This window comes from Lactimicrobium sp., assembly GCF_036453465.1.
Classification (GTDB): Bacteria; Bacillota_I; Bacilli_A; order Erysipelotrichales; family Erysipelotrichaceae; genus Bulleidia.
The window spans coordinates 1-18,836 of sequence record NZ_JAZHUW010000011.1 but is presented as its reverse complement, the minus strand read 5'-3'; the positions used below and the strand labels follow the sequence as shown (position 1 = coordinate 18,836).

Genomic DNA, 18,836 nt, shown 5'->3' with positions numbered 1-18,836 from the left:
ATCAAAAGCATTCAGATCCGCTCATTGGCCAGCATATATGCCATGCCAAAGATCAATGAGGAAATCGAGCAGCATCTGACCATTTCCTCTTCCGGCAGAATCTGGCTGAGCAGATATGGCTTTTCCCTGACATCCAGCTATCCGCTTTTAAAGAAGGAATATGCAAAGATTGTTAAGGAATCAGCGGATACGCTGTTTGCATATCTACAAGAATATCTCAGACATCCCGATAATAGCTGTGTCTGTGATGCCGGTGTATGGACATTGACGATCCGCTATGATGACCGTCCAGCGCTCTCCATCAGCGGTCCGATGATGGATCAGGTCTATGTTGGAGATGTCAACATCTCTGACTGGATCCGGAAGAATATTCCACTGAAAAACCTGATGGCCTTTGGCGATGATGGTGAGGATGCATGATCATTTCATGATCACGATGAGCTCTTCAGAAATGGAGAGCTTTTTCTCTGGACGCATCTTCATGACTCTTTCTGCTTCAAAAAAAGTGGAGGCTATGCCGGTTACTGGCTATAATTGAAACGGTAAAGGAGCTGAAAAAACAAATATGGAAATTTCACCACTTCAGAAAGAAAGACTTCAGTATCAGCCGAAGCTGCCTGGAATGCTGAGAGGCGGTATTGCCAATATCAGTGTTCAGGAGGGTGAGGAAACACAGAGTGTTGCCGATCAGGAGAAGATCAAGTCTCTTTTCCCGCTGACGTATGGCAAAAGAGAGATTACCTTTGTTAAGGGCACCAATACTGCCCCGGCAAAGAAGCAGGTTGTCGGTGTCATCCTGTCCGGTGGACAGGCACCTGGCGGACACAACGTCATCTGCGGTCTGTATGATGCCCTGAAGGCTGCCAACAAGGACAATGTTCTGCTTGGCTTCAAGGGTGGTCCTTCCGGACTGACTGACGACAAGTATGTCGAGTTCGACGATGCTTTCATCAATGCCTACAGAAACACAGGTGGATTTGATATCATCGGATCCGGCCGTACAAAGATTGAAACACCGGAGCAGTTCGCTGCTGCTGAGGCTACGGCAAAGCGCCATGGCCTGACTGCTGTTGTCATCATCGGCGGCGATGATTCCAACACAAATGCAGCTGTACTGGCTGAATACTTTGCTGCTCACAAGAGCGGTGTACAGGTCATTGGCTGCCCGAAGACCATCGATGGCGATCTGAAGAATGACGACATCGAGTGCTCTTTCGGTTTCGATACAGCTACCAAGACATATTCCGAGCTGATCGGCAACATTGAAAGAGATGCCAACTCTGCCAAGAAGTACTGGCACTTCATCAAGGTCATGGGCCGTTCTGCTTCCCATGTTGCCCTGGAGTGTGCTCTGGAGACACAGCCGAACATCTGCCTGATCGGTGAGGAAGTCGCTGCCAAGAAGATGTCTCTGTCTCAGATTGCTGATCAGATTGCTGACTCTGTTGTGGCAAGATCCAAGACAGAAGGCAACTTCGGTGTTGTGATCGTACCGGAAGGCATCGTTGAATTCGTTCCTGAATTCGGTACTCTGATCTCTGAGATCAACGAACTGCTGGCTGGTGAAAAGACAGCTGAGTTCAATGCCCTGCCTAGCTGGGAAGATAAGAAGGCTTATATCAAGAAGGGCCTGACAGAAGCTTCCTGGAATGTCTTCGACATTCTGCCGGAGAACATTCAGCAGCAGCTCTTCCTGGAAAGAGACCCGCATGGCAACGTACAGGTTTCTCTGATTGAGTCTGAGAAGCTGTTCTCCCAGATGGTTGCCAAGAAGCTCGAGGAAAGACGTGCCAAGGGTGAATACAATGGCAAGTTCTCTGCCCAGCATCATTTCTTCGGTTATGAAGGCAGATGCGCATTCCCGTCCAACTTCGACGCTGACTACTGCTACAGCCTGGGCTACAATGCCTGCATGCTGATTCAGTATGGATACACTGGATATCTGTCCAAGATTTCCAACCTGTCCAAGCCGGCTGAGCAGTGGGTTGCCGGTGGTATGCCGATCACCAAGATGATGAACATGGAAAGAAGAAACGGTGAAGACAAACCGGTTATCCGCAAGGCTCTTGTGGATCTGGATGGCAAGCCGTTCCAGTACTTCGCTGCTCACAGAGCAAAGTGGGCTGTTGAGACAGACTACCTGTATCCGGGTGCAATTCAGTACTACGGACCTTCTGATGTCTGTGATCTGACAACCAGAACACTGGCTCTGGAAAAGGGCGAGTAATCACAATTCTTGCAATGACAGCTTCTGCATCCGCAGAGGCTGTTTTTGTTTTCTGCTACAATAGAGACAGCAAACCGAAAGGAATGACCATCATGAAAAATCTGCTTGTCATAGGTGCTGCCTGTACAGATGTCCTGCTCAAAGTGGACCATCTGCCCGTTACCGGTGAAGATCTCAACCTGCAAAGCCAGCAGTTGTCCATTGGCGGCTGCGGCTATAATGCCGCATTATGTCCCTATGCCAATGGCATCGATGTCACACTTGCATCTCCTGTTGGCAAAACCGGTATCTACAGCAGCTATGTACGCAATGCCATCACAAACATCGGCATACAGGGCCCCTATGATAGCGAAGGAGAAAACGGCTGTACCTACTGCCTTGTTGAAAACAGCGGTGAGCGCACTTTCCTTTCTCTGCATGGGGCAGAATTTGGCTTTGATCCTGCTGCCATACCAGAAAGACATTATGACTATGTCTATGTTTCCGGCCTGCAGTTGGAAGAAACGGATGGACAGGCCATCATGGCCTGGCTGTCACATGCGGATATCGGCACCATGATTTATGCGCCCGGACCCCGGCTTGCCAGCATTCCTGCTGACCGCACACAGGCAATGCTTGACATGCATGCAATGATACACTGCAATGCACATGAAATCACACTGTTTCCTGGCTGTGACGGGTTATCCGTACCGGAAGCTGCCATGCATGTATGGCAGCAGACGCACCAGGCAGTCATTGTTACACTGGGTGAAAAGGGAACGTATTACATAGATATGAATGGGATGGAAAACCGTGTGCCATCTGAAAAAGCAGAAGTAGCAGATACCATCGGGGCAGGCGATGCTCACTGCAGTGCCTTGATGACAGGATTATGTATAGGATACAGTCTGAAAGAGAGCGTGATGACTGCAAACAAGGTGGCAAAGGAAGTGTGTGAAACAAACGGTGCTGTACTTTCCCTGGATCATTACCGCCGCTGTTTTGGAAAGGAATGATGAGGATGAATGGCGAAGACAAACTGTATGCGATGAAGCTTTCAAAGATCTATCCTGCCCTTGTCAATAAAGCTGTGCGCAAGGGCAGAAGAAAAGAAGAAGTGGACCAGGTGATCTGCTGGCTGCTGGGATATGACAAAGACGGTCTGCAGAAGATGCTTGATCAGGATCCTGACTACAGAACTTTCTTTCTGCAGGCACCGTGCTATAACAAGAATGCAGAAAGCATCCATGGCCGTATCTGCGGCATCAAAGTGGAAGCCATAGAAGATCCTTTGTACCGCCATATCCGCCAGCTTGATAAGCTGGTAGATGATTTAGCCAAAGGAAAACCGATCGATCAGATATTGAGGAAGGAGGTGTGAGAAATCATAATGATGAACATCACGCCGATTGCCCACAGCTCATTCCTGATTGAAACAAGTGAGAGGTATCTGCTGTTTGACTGGGCGATGGGATCACTGCCTGCAATGGGCAGTGATAAGCCACTGTATGTCTTTGTCAGCCACAGCCACTTTGACCATTACGATCCAAAGATTTTTTCCCTACATGCAGAGAAGTTTATTCTTTCTGATGAGATCAATGACAGTCTGGCAAGACGGGACGATGTGATCCATCTCCATGTACATCAGAGCATATCGATCGATGGCATGCGCATCATGGCGCTGGCATCCAATGATCTAGGCTGTGCCTTTGTCATTGATACAAAAGATGGCAGTATCTACCATGCTGGCGATCTCAATAACTGGTGGTGGGATGGCGATGAAGAAGACCGGAAACTTGCGGATTTCTATCACCGGGAATTATCCCTGATCAAAGGAAAGCATTTTGCATGTGCCATGATTCCTTATGATCTGCGCATCAAGCAGCCAGATTATGGAATCAAAGATTTTCTGCAGTACTGCACTGCAGAAAGAATTTATCCGATGCACTGGAACGCATCCAGACAGGAAGTGATGCAGAGAATCAAAACAGATCCTGTCATGAAAGGAATTCAGAATGTATACTTTTAACCACTTTAACTTTAATGTTTCAGATCTGCAGAAAAGTCTGCAGTTTTATCACGATGCACTGGGACTGCAGGAAATTTCCCGTACAGAAAATGATGATTTTACGATTGTGTTTCTGGGAGACGGCCATACGGGTTTCCGTCTGGAACTGACCTGGCTGAAGAATCATCCTCAGAAATATGATCTTGGCGAACAGGAATTCCATCTTGCCTTGACAGCATCCGACTTTGCAAAGGCCCATGCCTATCACAAGAGCCATAACTGGATCTGCTTTGAAAATGAAGCCATGGGCATCTATTTTCTGGAAGATCCGGACGGCTACTGGATTGAGATCGTGCCGGATGGAAGCTATATGGAAGCTCATACAAAGTAAAAGGAAGTGAAGATTATGGAAGTCAGATTGAACGATGTGATCGATGCGATTGAGCAGATGCAGGATAACGAAGAAGCCTGGTATGATCCAAGAAGACAGCAGATTGTCTTCGATCATCCGGATGATGCGGAAATGGAACGGTTTATCCGTCTGCCGGACAAATATGACCGCAATGATTATCACAACATGAAACTGTTCATTGCCGGCCTGGATGATGAAGGTGAAAAGGACTGGCTGTACAATGCTATCACCGGACAGGGTGCCTTCCGGCGTTTCCGGGCTGCCTGTGACAAGTTTCATATTCTGAATGACTGGTATGACTTTGAAGATGCCTGCCACAGAGATCTTGCTATTGACTGGTGTGAAGCCCATGGCATTGTCTACCGTCTGGACCGTGACAATGATGATGAGGATGAGGAAGATGATGATGTCTCTGATTTCCTGCAGGAAGATTATTCTGAACCGGTGCAGGAACCAGAAGAAGAACCAGCTCCTTTTGTCCCGTTCCATATTGTTGCTCTGCAGGAAAAGAATCTGGAAAATGCACTTGTTCTCTATGATGATTACCGTCATGAAGTGCTGCATCTGCCATCAGACCTGCAGGCTGCTGAAGAAGATCTGTATCATGTGCTGTCCGCAGGAGAACATGCCTATGCCGTCAGTGATCACGGCCGCCTGATCGGCCTGGCCATCGTTGAAAACACAGCAGATGCCCTTGTGTTGCATGATCTGTATGTCATCAAAGATATGCGCAGAAACGGCGTCGGCCATCTGCTTGTATCACAGGTGAAACAGCTTGCCAAGGAAGCAGATAAGCCATGCCTGCTGTATGTGCCGGCTATCAGTTCCGCTTCTGCCTCGTTCTTCCTGCATGAAGGATGGCAGCTGACCAAGCGCGTGGAAATGTATCTGGAATAACGGGCATCCGGCTTATATAAGAAGCAGGAACTTTGCTATCATGATGTCAAAACAAGGAGAATAACTATGCTTGCAATTGGTACAAAAGCCCCCGATTTCACTCTGATGGATCAAAATGGAGAAACGCATTCCCTGCATGAATATGCCGGTACAAAGGTCATCCTGTACTTCTATCCCAAAGACAATACACCCGGCTGCACAAAGGAAGCCTGTAACTTCGGTGAACTGTATCCCCAGATCACAGAAAAGGGTGCCATTGTGCTTGGCATCAGTAAGGACAGTGTGAAATCTCACAAGAACTTCGCAGAGAAATATCATCTGCCGTTTACACTGCTTTCCGATCCGGACCATACCGTCATTGAAGCCTATGATGTCTGGAAGGAAAAGAAAAACTACGGACGCACCTATATGGGCATTGTCCGCAGCACCTATCTCATTGATGAAAACGGCATGATTGTCAAAGCCATGGGCAATGTGAAACCGGCCGAAAATCCAGGCCAGATGCTGGAGGCACTGCATTGATCGTCATCCTTTCTCCTGCTATGCGCATGATCAAAGATGATGGCATGACGCCATTGTCTTCACCTATCTTTCCTGATCAGACAAAGAAGATTGATGAGGCGCTGCAGCAGCTGTCTTTGCCCCAGCTGGCTAAGGTTTGGCTTTGCAGTGAGAAAGCTGTACAGAAGTTCTATCAGGCATATCTGCAGGAACCAAGAGAAAAAGAGGTGACTCCGGCTATTCTGAGCTTTGCCGGCATTGCCTATCAATATCTTGGTCCTTCTGCATTCACAGATGAGCAGTTTGCCTGGGTGCAGAACCATGTCCGCATTCTTTCCGGATACTATGGCGTCCTGAAACCCATGGATGGGGTAGTCCCATACCGGCTGGAGATGAAATCACCGCTTTCTGTTGGAAAGACAAAGGATCTTTATGCTTTCTGGCAAGACAGCCTGTACCAGAATTGTCTGGATGATGACCATGTGATTTTGAATCTTGCCTCCAAAGAGTACAGTAAAGCGGTTGAGCACTACTGCACAAAGCATGACCGCTTTGTAAATGTCTATTTTGAAGAGCATGAAAAGGGCAGATATGTCACAAAAGGCGTCTATGCCAAGATGGCTCGAGGGGATATGACAGCCTGGCTGGCAGAGAAGCAAGTTGATGATGTGGAAATGGTAAAGCAGTATGACCGTATGCACTATCACTTTGACAAAGCCAGATCCGATGATACACATTTCCATTTTGTAAGAGAAAGCAAGGTGCAGGGTTGACCTGTGCCTTTTTCTTCTGGTGAATGAAATCATTTGTTTTCGAATGGTGCTTTGGCAGATATAATGGGATAACGAGGTATAACAATGGACTGGAAGACATATTTTAACGAGCGTAATCTGCATAAAGGACTTGCTTTGTGGAAGGCAAGGGCAGTCCTTAACTGTAAGGATAATGGGGATGAAGTGACAGGAAGAGTCCGTGAATCCGGCAGAATCTATCTGACTTCAGTGGATCTGAGTGATAACTTTCATGCGTCCTGCACCTGCCGCAATGCTGCGATGGGAATGCGGTGTGCCCATATGGCCGCACTGCTGTATGCCCGTGATGCCCGGCGGCATCATCAGATTGATGTCCATAAGCCGCTGTTTGATGCCCGCAAGGATGAAAAGTGCTATTTTAACCTTGCCCGTATTTTCAAGGATGTCCAGATTCCAACAGAAGTCATACGCCAGGCAAGGATATTTGTCATGGATAAAACAGTCACCTTTGAGGGTGTCCATACTGCTTATTTCAGCAATTATGGCCTCAGTGACAGCAGTGAGCAGTCACTGATCATTGACGGCCACATTGGCACTGGTGATGATCAGGAACGTGTACAGGTAATTGTAACCCATGATCGTTATGTCGGCGGTACATGTGATGTCGATTATATTTATTCGTCATATTATACCAGCCGTCTGTGTGCCCACCAGCTTGCTCTGCTGATCCTGGCTGAGGAAACCATCCAGCATTACAATCTTGGTGATGCCACAGACTATGGTGCCGCCCAGTTCCTGACTGCTTTTGCAGAGAAAAGAACATCCCGCCGCCTGAAGGAGATCGGCACAAAGAACAATGTCATCCAGCTGAAGCCAAGACTGACCATCACAGATGATGACAAGCTGGAACTCAGTATGAAGATTGGTACGGGCAAACTGTACCTGATCAAGGATATGTCCGCACTGCTTTCTCAGAAAGACAGTGGAGAGATTGTCAAACTCGGCAAGAACAATGAAATCAATTTCGGCATGCAGGATTTTCTGCAGGAAGATGAGAAGTACTACCGTTTTCTGCGTACTCAGGTTCAGGAATCAAAAGCAGAATTTGCCCGCTTTATGCGGCGCTACTATGACAGCTATTCCTACTCCCGGCCATCGTTTCCCGGCATCAAGAACAGGATTGAACTGTCCGATCATGCCCTGGATACGTTCTTTGATACGGCAGAAGGCGATGTCATCGAATTTGTGGACAAGCGGCCCCATGGCAGCTCTGCCAGTTCTCTGCATCTGAAAGAAGGAGAAGCAAAGCTGACCCTGGCTTTGCATACCAGCATTGATGATGAGCGCAATGTGCAGGCTGTGGATCTGCAATTGCCGCGCAGCCAGGTCTTTCATGGTTCCCAATATTACTATGCCTTACAGGGAGATATACTGTACCGCCTGAGTCAGAAAGAAGCAGAAATGCTGGATACCATGGGCTTTGGCAGCCATGGCAGCGATCATATCCGGATCGGTATGCGCCGTCTTTCCGAATTCTATTACCACATTCTGCCTGTTCTGCAGCAGTCCGGCTTCTTTGAAATCCAGGAAGATGAAGGCATTGCTGAAATCGTACCGCAGGAAGGCACCTATGATTTCTATCTGGACCGCCATGACGATATCCTGACTCTGGCAGCGCAGGTATCCTTTGGTGATGTCAGTTATCGGATTATCGATGATCATTGGGCTGATTATCAAAACTCACCGCTGCGTGATCATACCTATGAGCGTGAAATCCTGGATACCGTGCAGCTGTATTATCCGGACTATGATGCTGAACATCATCAGTTTTCAGCAGATGCGGATGATGATACGATCTACAGCATATTAAGTGAAGGCATCAAGGCACTGATGATGTTTGGCGAAGTGCATGTGACCGATGCCTTTGACAAACTGCGCATCCGCAGAACACCGGTTGTATCCATTGGTGTACGCACAGAGAACAATCTGCTGGATCTTTCCATTGCCACCCATGATATGAGCGAGGAAGACCTGCTGGCTTTGCTTGACAGCTACAAGCAGAAGAAAAAGTATCACCGGTTAAGCAATGGTGACTTCATTGAACTGGATCAGAATGATTCTCTGGATGTTCTGTCTGCCTTGTTTGATACGATGAATGTTTCACTGGATGAATTTACCAACGGCAAGATGCAGCTGCCTCTTTACAGAGCACTGTATATTAACAAGCTGCTCGAGGAACATGACAGTGTTGCCGCAGAGCGTGACCGTACGTTCCGCAATCTGATCCGCAACTTTGAAAATGTGCGCAATTCAGATTATGAAGTACCGGCCAGCCTGCAGAATACCATGCGCAGTTATCAGATTTATGGCACTGAGTGGATGCATACTCTTTTAACATGCGGTTTTGGCGGTATCCTGGCCGATGATATGGGCCTTGGCAAGACGCTGGAAACCATTGCGCTTCTGCTGTCACGCAAAGAAGAGGGGATTGCAAAGCCATCACTTGTAATCACACCGGCATCCGTTGTCTATAACTGGATTGAGGAGTTCCACCGCTTTGCGCCACAGCTCAAGGTAATTGCGGTTGCCGGCACTGCGAAAATAAGAAGCCAGTTATTATCTGAGAAAGCAGATGTTTTTGTAACAAGCTATGATCTGCTGAAACATGACATCAAGACATACCAGCAGTACAGCTTTGATGTGGAAGTGATTGATGAGGCACAGAACATCAAGAATCCTGGTTCTGCGGCTGCCAAGAGTGTCAAGATCATTCCTTCTGACCACCGCTTTGCCTTGACAGGTACACCGATTGAAAACCGTCTGTCAGAGCTCTGGAGCATCTTTGACTATCTGATGCCGGGCTTCCTGTTTACCTATGATACGTTCAAGTCACGTTTTGAAACACCGATTGCCCGCAATAAGGATGAAGCTGTGACACAGCATCTGCGCCGCATGGTATCGCCGTTGATCCTGCGCCGTCTTAAGAAAGATGTACTGAAGGATCTGCCGGATAAGATGGAAGAAACCGTGTTTGCCAAGTTTGATGCTGACCAGCAGAAACTGTATGATGCCCAGACCGTGCATATGAAGCATTCTCTGCTGGCATTGCAAAACGGTGACAGTAAGAACAAGCTGCAGATTCTGGCGGAGCTGACCAAGCTCAGAGAGATTTGCTGCGATCCCAGACTGATTGCCACGGATTATACAAAAGGTTCTGCCAAGCTGGATACGTGCATCCAGCTGATTGAAAGTGCCATGGATGGCGGCCATAAGATGCTTGTGTTCTCACAGTTTACAAGCATGCTTGCCTTGATTCAGGAGGAGCTGGACAGCCGTCATATTGCCTATTACCTGATCACAGGTGCTACCCCAAAAATGGAACGGCAGCGTTTATGCCATGCCTTTAACAATGATGATACGCCGGTCTTTCTGATTTCATTAAAAGCCGGCGGCACAGGTCTGAATCTGACTGGTGCGGATGTCGTCATTCACTATGATCCCTGGTGGAATCTGGCCGCTCAGAATCAGGCGACGGACCGTGCCCACCGCATTGGCCAGGAACATGATGTAACGGTATATAAACTGATTGCCCAGGGTACGATTGAAGAGCGTATCATGGAGCTGCAGAATACAAAGAAAGATCTGGCAGATGCAATTCTCAATGGTGAGACCACAAGTCTTGCTTCGCTGTCTGCCCAGGAGCTGATGGAGTTAATCGGATGAGTGAAAAGAAAACAGCAACAAGCCGCCCGGTGATTGAAACAAAACTGCGGCACAATATTCTCAGTATTCCCGAAGAAGCCAGAAGGGCTTCCGGCATTGTCGTCTTTGGCAGAAGAATCAAGACACTGGTATTCACAACCGATGTAGCTATTATCCGCAACTGTGATGCCGATGCCGTCTTTGCTGTATATCCCTTTACGCCGCAGACGGCCATTGGTGATTCTGTCATCAAGTATTCCTATATTCCGGTATTCTGTGGCGTAGGCGGCGGCACAACCCATGGTGTGCGTACCATCGGTCTGGCCAGAGATATGGAAAGCAGCGGTGCCATGGGTGTTGTCCTCAACAGTCCGATCACCAATCTGAATCTGACCGCAGTTGCCAAGGCTGTGGATATTCCCGTTGTCATTACTGTTACCAGCATTGATACCGATATCCAGAAAAGACTGGATGCCGGTGCTTCGATTCTCAATGTAGCCTGTGGTCAGAGGACCCCGGAAGTGATCCGGAAGATCCGTGAGAATTTCCCGGATGTACCGATCATTGCCAGCGGCGGCAGTAAGCCGGAAACAATCTTAGCAACCGTCGATGCCGGTGCCAATGCAATCACGTATACACCGCCAAGTACAGCTCAGCTGTTTGCGTCCATGATGGATAAATATCGGGGTGATGCCCAATGAAGCCAATTCTGTTCTGGGACTTCAATGGCACCATTCTGGATGATGTGCATCTGACCTGGCAGATTGAAACCAAGATGCTGAAAGAGCGCCATATGCGCACGTATACGCTGGAAGAGTATAAGGACATGTTCTGCTTTCCAGTGATCAATTACTATTACAGGATGGGCTATACGTTTGAGAATGAAACCTATGATGATGTTTCGATTGAGTTCAATGATGCCTATGCAAAAGGATTTTCTTCCTGCCGTCTGATGCCGGGATTCCTTGCCAAGATCAAAGAGGCTATTCAAAAGGGCTATGACAACATCATTTTGTCTGCTTCCCAGCAGGACAATCTGAACCAGCAGTGCCATCAGCTTGGCATTGATCAGTATTTCTCGTATCTGCTTGGCACGGACAACCTGTATGGCGGCTCCAAGATCGACATGGCAAAGGATTTCATGCAGAATCACAGGATCAATCCTGCCCGGTGCCGTTTTATCGGCGATACCCTGCATGATAAAGAATGTGCCAATGCCATTGGCATTGAGGATGTTGTTCTGGTTGCCCAGGGACATCAGTCTCGAAAAGTGCTGGAAGAGGGCTGTGACAATGTGGCGGAAAGCCTGGATGAGGTGCAGTTATGATCAAACGGTGCAAAGTGGATAAAAAGTGCGGTGCCTGCCGCTATCTTGCCGTTCCCTACAGCCAGCAGCTGATTCAGAAACGAAACAAGGTCAGAGAACTGTTCCCTGGTGTCAATGTGGAGCCAGTCAAGGGCATGCAGGATCCGTATCATTACCGCTGCAAGGTTTACTGTGCGTTTGGCTATGATGAAAGAGGCCATGTCAAAGCAGGCCTGTTTCAGGAGCACAGCCATAAGATTGTGTATACCGATGCCTGCCTGATCCAGAATACAAAGGCCAATGCCATCATTCATGACCTTTGTAATACGGCAGATCAATTGCAGATTGAACCGTATGATGAAGACAGAGGAACAGGTGTACTTCGCTATGGCTATCTGCGTGTCTCCCATGCCAGCGGTGATGTTCTGCTGACAATTGTGATCGGCTCCCATTTTCTGCCAAAGGAAAAAGCATTTCTATCCATCATTCTGAAAAAGCATCCTGAAATCAAGACGGTGATTCTCAACTATAACCATGGCACTGATTCCATGGTGCTGGGACCAAATGAGAAAGTGATCTATGGCAATGGATCGATTACGGATACCATTGACGGCCTGACGTTCTCGATCTCTTCAAAATCATTCTTCCAGGTTAACCCGGTGATGACAACAGTTCTCTATCAGACGGCTCTGGATCTGGCGGAGCTGAAAAAGAATGAAACGGTGCTGGATGCCTGCTGCGGCATTGGCACGATTTCACTGCTTGCGGCAAGACAAGCATCCTTTGTCATTGGCGTGGAGATCAATCCCCAGGCCATCCGTGATGCAAAGAAGAACGCAAAGATCAACCACATCAGCAATGTGGAATTTGTTGCGATGGATGCCGAAGAATTCATGAACCATCTTGGCGAAAGACCGGATGTGGTCTTTCTGGATCCGGTTCGAGCAGGGCTTTCCGAAAAGTTCCTGCATGCATTAGGCAGCCTGCAGCCAGACAGGATCATCTATGTCTCCTGCAATCCGGAAACCCAGGCCAGAGATACCAAGATCCTGCGCAAGTATGGCTACAGAATCCGCACCATGGTACCTGTGGATCAGTTTCCATTTGCGCCTAATACAGAAAATGTAGCATTACTTGTCAGAAAGAATAACAGATGAACCAATACGCATTGCTGTAAGAAAGGAAAGAGGGGGGATCCTATGCCATCATCGGTAAAGAAAGCAATTGCCATCATCTTCCTGATTTTTCTGTCTGCATTTTTCGGCATCTGGATCATCGGCGGCATCGGTACACTGCCCACGTATCCTGTTTTCAGTGTGATCTTTATTGCCCTCAATGGCTGGTTCATCTACCTGACATGGAACTGGCATCCAAAACGGCATAAAAAACATGATGCGTCCATACCGATTGAAGATGTTTCAGGCGATAATACAATTGATGAAATATTTTAAGCAGAAAGTAAAGGATCCACTTCTGCGGCCAGCACTTTTTCCAATGATGCAGATACTTCATTGGACTTTCAGCCATTTACCAAAGAGGCAAAGGTACAGACAGATCAGAAAGCATCCTGCCATGATGCTTTCCGCAATGATCTTGAGCGTATTCCAAAACACAAGATCGTCATCAACAGGCAGAACAATATCATCCGGCATTCTCTGTGCCCGGAACATACTTTTTCCAATGTGACAAAACAAACGAATATGGAACATCTTGGCAGCTTTACTGCAATTGATACCGAAACAACAGGACTGCATCCTTCTTCTGATCGGATTACGGAGGTGACAGCCATCCGTTTTCGCAACTGGGAGCCGGTTGAAATTTTCAGTACGCTTGTTAATCCTGGCAGAAAGATTCCTGCTGTGGTCACTGCAAAAACAGGAATTGACAACAGCATGGTGCAGAATCAGCCAGCGTTTGCTGAGATTGCGGATGATCTTGCCTCCTTCATTGGCAGTGACAACATCGTCGGTCATAATCTTTCCTTCGACATGCAGTTTCTGGAATGTTCCGGCATGGACCTGTCTCTGCCGAAAAAGCGGAAATTCTATGATACCTTAAAGCTTGCCAGATACACGCTTGTCAAATATGGCCAGAAGGTCTGGGATCCAGATGAGGGCGGCTATACAGAATCGGATGAGTGGGATGTGATGGATTATAAGTTGACAACACTGTGTGACTATTACGGTATCCGTGACAACAGCAGTGCCCACCGCGCTGCATCAGATGCTTATGCCACAGGCATTCTGTTCCATATGCTTGCTGAAAGCAAAGTTAGTAAATGATCTATGATTAGCATTGAAGAACTTCTCTATGGCAGAACGAAATGCTATCTGATTGATGGAAAACTGCTGATTGATACTGACTGGGCAGGTACATTGCATGCTTTTTATAAATGCCTGCATGAAAAGAACATTAAGATCAGCCATATACAGTATCTGATGGTAACTCACTTTCATCCGGATCATATGGGACTGGTATCACAATTGATGGATGCTGGTATGCAGTTCATCATTTTTGATGTGCAGGAACCATATGTGCATGTTTCTGATGCTGTATTTGTCAAGCAGCATCATGTTTTCTTTCAGCCCATTGATGCCCAAAAAGCATTGCATTTATGCTGTAAAGACAGCAGGGCATTTCTGAAGAGCATCGGCATTGAGGGAGAAGTGATATCGACACCTGCCCATTCCCAGGACAGTATCTCATTGATTCTGGATGGAGGAGCAGCTTTTGTCGGTGATCTGTACCCATATGAAATGGAAGAATCAATGCAGGACCCTGTATTCTCAGAATCATGGCATTTGATCAAAGCACATCATGCAAGACAGATTTACTATGCCCATTGGCCAATCGAAGAGCTGCATGGATAATTCGTTTTTCTTTGCGTGCATTCGATGTTGTCCAAAAACAGTCGATAAAGATAGTATTTGTTAACTATTTACTTGCTGTACGCAAACACGTACAGCAGCTTGATGGTGGTGATGTAAGTTATACCTGCAGAGAGGAAGAGGCATTGAGAAAGATGCCAGGAAAGGGTATAACCAGAATGAAGAACACCGGGGACAAGTTTACATCTGATACAAGAAACATTGACCGCACCAGAGCCATTCTGATGATCTGTGCCATATGTGCTGTTGTGATGATCGTGGCATCTGTGTACCAGGCATACCGTTATGAAAACAGACAGTACACTGTCAAAGCTGTGACCATCACACCATCCGCAGGCCAGTAAATCAATGACTGCGCCATTTACTGCAGAATGCGCCTATCAGGTGTAATCACGTCAGCTGATGGAGGGGGAATGCATAGGATGAAAAACAGAATACATCATTCGTTACGTACTTTTTCCATGCTGTTTCTTTGCATGGTTCTTTCTGCATCCTGCCTTCTTTCCGGATGCGGCCATAACACTGCTGCAAACAGCAGTTCAACACCTTTGGCATCTGCTGTAACAGAAGAGAAGAAGGCAGATCTTGTATTTGACGTAGTTCAGACCAATTCCTGGCAGGAATCAGAAAAGTATGCATGCCAATACAGTGCTTCCCTGGAGAACAATACGAATCATGGCATGGCTTCCTGGACGGTGGTTCTTGATGCAGGTGAAACTGTCACAATCAAAGATTTCTGGAACTGTAAGCTGACAGCCAATGGTACAGAGCTTACCTTTACACCTGCAGATTACAACCAGAAGATTGAAGCCAGAAACAAGGTGAGCGATGTAGGGTTTATTGTGCTTGGCGATCAGCATCTGTCATTAGAGGGAAGATATTCTGTTGATCAGGAAAGCGGCAAAACCCAAAAGCTTCTGGATCAGGATCTATTTGCGGCTAGTGCTGCATCAGAAACGAGCAGTACGCCGGCTTTAGATAGATCTAATGATATCCAGGGATCCCCGTTAGCTGTGCATGGAGCTCTTAGTGTAAAGGGTGCAGATCTTATGGATGCACATGGCAATCCGTTTCAATTAAAGGGTGTCAGCACCCATGGTCTTGCCTGGTTCCCGCAATTTGTTTCTGAAGATTCTTTTAAGACACTGCGGGATGACTGGGGTGCTAATCTTGTCCGTCTTGCTTTGTATACCGATGAAAATGGCGGCTGGTGTACAGATGGCGATCAACATGTACTGGATAATACAATCGATACAGGTGTGCAGGCAGCAACAAATCTTGGCATGTATGTCATCATTGACTGGCATGTTCTGCATGATCTGACACCGGTGAAATATCAGGCTGAGGCAGAGGCATTCTTTGATAAGATGTCATTAAAATATGCAGATCATGACAATGTCATCTATGAAATCTGCAATGAACCCAATGGCGGCACATCCTGGCAGGAAGTGAAAAGCTATGCTGAGGATATCATTCCTATCATCCGGAAAAATGCACCAGATGCTTTGATTCTGGTCGGTACACCGAACTGGTCACAGGATATCAATGCGGCTGCACAGGATCCGATTCAGGATGGCGGTAATCTGATGTACACCATGCATTTCTATGCTGCAACACATAAAGATGATCTGCGCCAGCAGATGGCATCCGCTCATGACAGCGGTATGCCTGTATTCATTTCAGAATTCAGTATTGTGGATGCATCTGGCAGCGGAGCCATCGATTATGACTCTGCTGAAAAGTGGAAGACAGCCATCAATGATCGCAATATCAGCTATGCAGCATGGAGTTTATGCAATAAAGATGAGTCATCTGCACTTCTGAAACCTTCTGCACCGGCGCAGGGCTGGACGGATGACGACCTTTCGGATACAGGAATCTGGATCCGGGATATGATCAGGGGACAATGAAAAAACATCAGAGCCATGATGAGATGGGCTTTCGCCTTTCATAAGCAGTGAATGTGTTTGAAATCTGGTGTAGGCTTGATGGCAGATTTGTGGCATTATTGAGACAGGCAGGCAAAAAGTAAATACTCAATATTTGCCGGTCAATTTCTTTTCATTACAAGACCCGGTGATAGAACATGTACCAGATTGGTATGGTTACGATGCAAAGGTATCAACCATGAGCAAAGGAGGAATGCAGATATGAAGCTGTCCAAAGCACAGAAAATCCTTTTGATCACAGCTGCGTTTCTGCTGGCATTTATCTCCTGTATTTCTACCTATCTGATTCATTCAAACGATCTGAGCAACCAGCATATCCGTGCTTATGATGTAACAGAAGCCTATGGGGAAGAACTGCAGGATGACTTTCAATCCGCCATTGACAAGTCTTCTCTGCTGGATCAGGAAATTGCGGCGAATCATGGAAACATTGATTACTTTGAGGAATCCGCAAAGCTGTTAATGACAGACAATGTGGCCATGATTGAACTCGCTCCAGGCGGTATTATTACAAATACCTATCCATCTTCGGATTCTCAGATTGGCATGGATCTTAACAAAGATGCCGGTGCCCTGAACGTCATGCAGTATGCACGTGAGAATAATGAACCGGTATTGTATGGTCCTTTTACAATTGATACGGCTGGTGAATGTGTCTGTATCACCAATCCTGTTTTTCTTTCAGGTGACAAGCAGTTCTGGGGCTATGTGATTATTGCCGTAAAGGTGCCGGATGTTTACAGCAGTACGCTGGAAGCATTGAACACGCTTGGCTATAACTACAGTCTGCAGACAACCATGTCGCCATTGCAGAGTAACAATGTGGAAGTTTCAACCTCTTTGACAGATGGAAAACAGCTTGACAATCCTGCTTCTTATACGTTTTCCATCGGTGCCTGCAGCTGGACGCTGCAGGTAGAACCACTCAAAGGCTGGAAATCCAGCCGGGCGGTACCGTTCTGCGTTTTTACAGTGCTTTGCTGTATTGCCTTTGAAGGACTGCTCTATCTGACCCTGCATACAAAGCAGCAGGATAAACGCCTGCATACACTTGCCTATCAGGATGCTTTGACCGGACTGCTCAGCAGAGGCGGCTTTATCAAGCAGCTGGATGAAGCATCCGCCAATCCTTTTGTTCATACATACACTCTGGTCTTTCTTGATCTGGATGATTTCAAAGTCATCAATGATGTCTATGGCCATGCGGCTGGTGACAAGGCACTGAAACATCTGGCTTTCTATCTGCGTTCCTCTTTTCCTGAAGACAGTCTGATTGGCAGGACGGGCGGCGATGAGTTCTGTGTTGTCATCTGGAATCATACGCCTGAAGAAAGTGCTGAAATGGTAATAAAGGCAATTGCCAGTGAGCAGGTGTTTGAAATCAATGGCAAAACCATCCGCTATACAATCTCTGCCGGCTATGCCGATGCCCCACAGCAGGCACAGCAGCGCTCTGCGTTGATGATTATGGCAGATGAAGCACTCTATGCTGCCAAAATCTCAGGTAAGCATGAAGCCAGGCACTATGATCCTTCCATGGCGGATATCAAGCGGGAACAGCTTGGTTTCAGCACCAAGGCACTGGCATCCGGCATTCCCGGATCCTTCCTGATCTACAAGTCAGATCCAAACGATGAAGAGATTCTGTTTGCCAATGACTCCTTGATTCATCTGGTGGGCTGTGACAATTATGATGACTTCTGTTCCTTTACCGGCGGTAAATTCACGCACATCATCGTGCCGGAAGACCGCAGCCGGGTTGAAGCTTCCATCTGGGAACAGATCAACCATCAGAAGGAAACTGAAACTGAGAAGAAACCATACTATGAAGACTACGTCGAATACAGCATCATTACCAAAGATGGCAGAGTCATTCCGGTGATTGATGTTGGCAGACTTGTGGAAGATTCTTCCTATGGCGGTGTGTTCTTTGTGTTTATCTATGAAAAGGCAGCCATGGATGAAGATTTTCTGAAAAGGGCATATTAACAAATTGGCGAATTTTGATTGCCAGCATAGATGATTGTGTAATGATATTTTTTCACCAGCTGATTCACTTCTAACCAGGTTAATGTATTCTCTCTTTGATTCATTACATACTTGTCTGTGAAGATCGAATGATGCATATCTCTTACTCTGAAATACTGGCACTTGGTTCTCAGCCATTTAACAACGGTGAGAACAATCTCTTTAGGCTCGAATCCTGCAAATCTCT

20 protein-coding genes are annotated in these 18,836 nt (G+C 47.0%); 19 read left to right on the top strand and 1 reads right to left on the bottom strand.

The window, feature by feature from the left end; all coding sequences use genetic code 11:
- The first annotated feature begins 42 nt into the window (after positions 1 to 42).
- The 19 genes from SOI44_RS04265 (at position 43) to SOI44_RS04175 (ending at position 18,610) form a co-directional block, all read left to right on the top strand.
- Positions 43 to 420 (top strand): hypothetical protein, encoded by a 378-nt coding sequence (locus SOI44_RS04265; protein WP_331347988.1) that lies wholly within the window; start codon positions 43 to 45, stop codon positions 418 to 420.
- Positions 421 to 565: 145 nt separating this feature from the next.
- Entirely contained in the window at positions 566 to 2,227 is a 1,662-nt protein-coding gene (locus tag SOI44_RS04260) for a diphosphate--fructose-6-phosphate 1-phosphotransferase (RefSeq protein ID WP_331347987.1), read from the top strand.
- A 92-nt stretch (positions 2,228 to 2,319) separates the two neighbouring features.
- Entirely contained in the window at positions 2,320 to 3,222 is a 903-nt protein-coding gene (locus SOI44_RS04255; RefSeq protein ID WP_331347986.1) for a PfkB family carbohydrate kinase, read from the top strand.
- Between the two features lie 5 nt (positions 3,223 to 3,227).
- Entirely contained in the window at positions 3,228 to 3,587 is a 360-nt protein-coding gene (locus SOI44_RS04250) for a DUF2200 domain-containing protein (RefSeq protein ID WP_331347985.1), read from the top strand.
- A 9-nt stretch (positions 3,588 to 3,596) separates the two neighbouring features.
- Positions 3,597 to 4,235, top strand: coding sequence for an MBL fold metallo-hydrolase (locus SOI44_RS04245; RefSeq protein WP_331347984.1), 639 nt, complete (start codon positions 3,597 to 3,599; stop codon positions 4,233 to 4,235).
- Positions 4,222 to 4,605 carry a VOC family protein gene (locus SOI44_RS04240; RefSeq protein WP_331347983.1) on the top strand — a complete coding sequence of 128 codons (384 nt, stop codon included), beginning with the start codon at positions 4,222 to 4,224 and terminating at the stop codon, positions 4,603 to 4,605. The genes SOI44_RS04245 and SOI44_RS04240 overlap by 14 nt, the downstream gene beginning before the upstream one ends.
- A gap of 15 nt (positions 4,606 to 4,620) precedes the next feature.
- Positions 4,621 to 5,523 (top strand): GNAT family N-acetyltransferase, encoded by a 903-nt coding sequence (locus SOI44_RS04235; RefSeq protein ID WP_331347982.1) that lies wholly within the window; start codon positions 4,621 to 4,623, stop codon positions 5,521 to 5,523.
- A 66-nt stretch (positions 5,524 to 5,589) separates the two neighbouring features.
- Entirely contained in the window at positions 5,590 to 6,045 is a 456-nt protein-coding gene (gene bcp / locus SOI44_RS04230) for a thioredoxin-dependent thiol peroxidase (protein WP_331347981.1), read from the top strand.
- Complete coding sequence (yaaA, locus tag SOI44_RS04225) at positions 6,042 to 6,797, top strand: peroxide stress protein YaaA (protein ID WP_331347980.1); 756 nt, start codon at positions 6,042 to 6,044, stop codon at positions 6,795 to 6,797. The genes bcp and yaaA overlap by 4 nt, the downstream gene beginning before the upstream one ends.
- Before the next feature lie 84 nt (positions 6,798 to 6,881).
- Positions 6,882 to 10,499, top strand: coding sequence for a DEAD/DEAH box helicase (locus tag SOI44_RS04220; protein ID WP_331347979.1), 3,618 nt, complete (start codon positions 6,882 to 6,884; stop codon positions 10,497 to 10,499).
- Entirely contained in the window at positions 10,496 to 11,179 is a 684-nt protein-coding gene (locus SOI44_RS04215) for a hydrolase (RefSeq protein WP_331347978.1), read from the top strand. Before SOI44_RS04220 ends, SOI44_RS04215 begins: the two co-directional genes overlap by 4 nt.
- On the top strand, positions 11,176 to 11,805 hold the full coding sequence (locus SOI44_RS04210; RefSeq protein ID WP_331347977.1) for an HAD family hydrolase: 630 nt from the start codon (positions 11,176 to 11,178) through the stop codon (positions 11,803 to 11,805). Before SOI44_RS04215 ends, SOI44_RS04210 begins: the two co-directional genes overlap by 4 nt.
- Positions 11,802 to 12,941 (top strand): 23S rRNA (uracil(1939)-C(5))-methyltransferase RlmD, encoded by a 1,140-nt coding sequence (gene rlmD, locus SOI44_RS04205; protein ID WP_331347976.1) that lies wholly within the window; start codon positions 11,802 to 11,804, stop codon positions 12,939 to 12,941. The genes SOI44_RS04210 and rlmD overlap by 4 nt, the downstream gene beginning before the upstream one ends.
- Before the next feature lie 42 nt (positions 12,942 to 12,983).
- Complete coding sequence (locus tag SOI44_RS04200; RefSeq protein WP_331347975.1) at positions 12,984 to 13,235, top strand: hypothetical protein; 252 nt, start codon at positions 12,984 to 12,986, stop codon at positions 13,233 to 13,235.
- Positions 13,236 to 13,295: 60 nt separating this feature from the next.
- Positions 13,296 to 14,066, top strand: coding sequence for a 3'-5' exonuclease (locus tag SOI44_RS04195; protein ID WP_331347974.1), 771 nt, complete (start codon positions 13,296 to 13,298; stop codon positions 14,064 to 14,066).
- 3 nt (positions 14,067 to 14,069) lie between these two features.
- On the top strand, positions 14,070 to 14,654 hold the full coding sequence (locus SOI44_RS04190) for an MBL fold metallo-hydrolase (protein ID WP_331347973.1): 585 nt from the start codon (positions 14,070 to 14,072) through the stop codon (positions 14,652 to 14,654).
- A gap of 176 nt (positions 14,655 to 14,830) precedes the next feature.
- Entirely contained in the window at positions 14,831 to 15,016 is a 186-nt protein-coding gene (locus SOI44_RS04185; RefSeq protein WP_331347972.1) for a hypothetical protein, read from the top strand.
- Positions 15,017 to 15,094: 78 nt separating this feature from the next.
- Positions 15,095 to 16,582, top strand: a complete 1,488-nt coding sequence (locus SOI44_RS04180) for a cellulase family glycosylhydrolase (protein ID WP_331347971.1) — start codon at positions 15,095 to 15,097, stop codon at positions 16,580 to 16,582.
- Between the two features lie 240 nt (positions 16,583 to 16,822).
- A complete protein-coding gene (locus SOI44_RS04175; protein ID WP_331347970.1) occupies positions 16,823 to 18,610 on the top strand; it encodes a sensor domain-containing diguanylate cyclase in 1,788 nt (595 codons plus the stop codon).
- Here the strand turns inward: SOI44_RS04175 and SOI44_RS04170 are convergent.
- Positions 18,607 to 18,836 (bottom strand): hypothetical protein (locus tag SOI44_RS04170; RefSeq protein ID WP_331347969.1); only part of this gene is annotated, 230 nt, incomplete at its 5' end. The genes SOI44_RS04175 and SOI44_RS04170 overlap by 4 nt on opposite strands.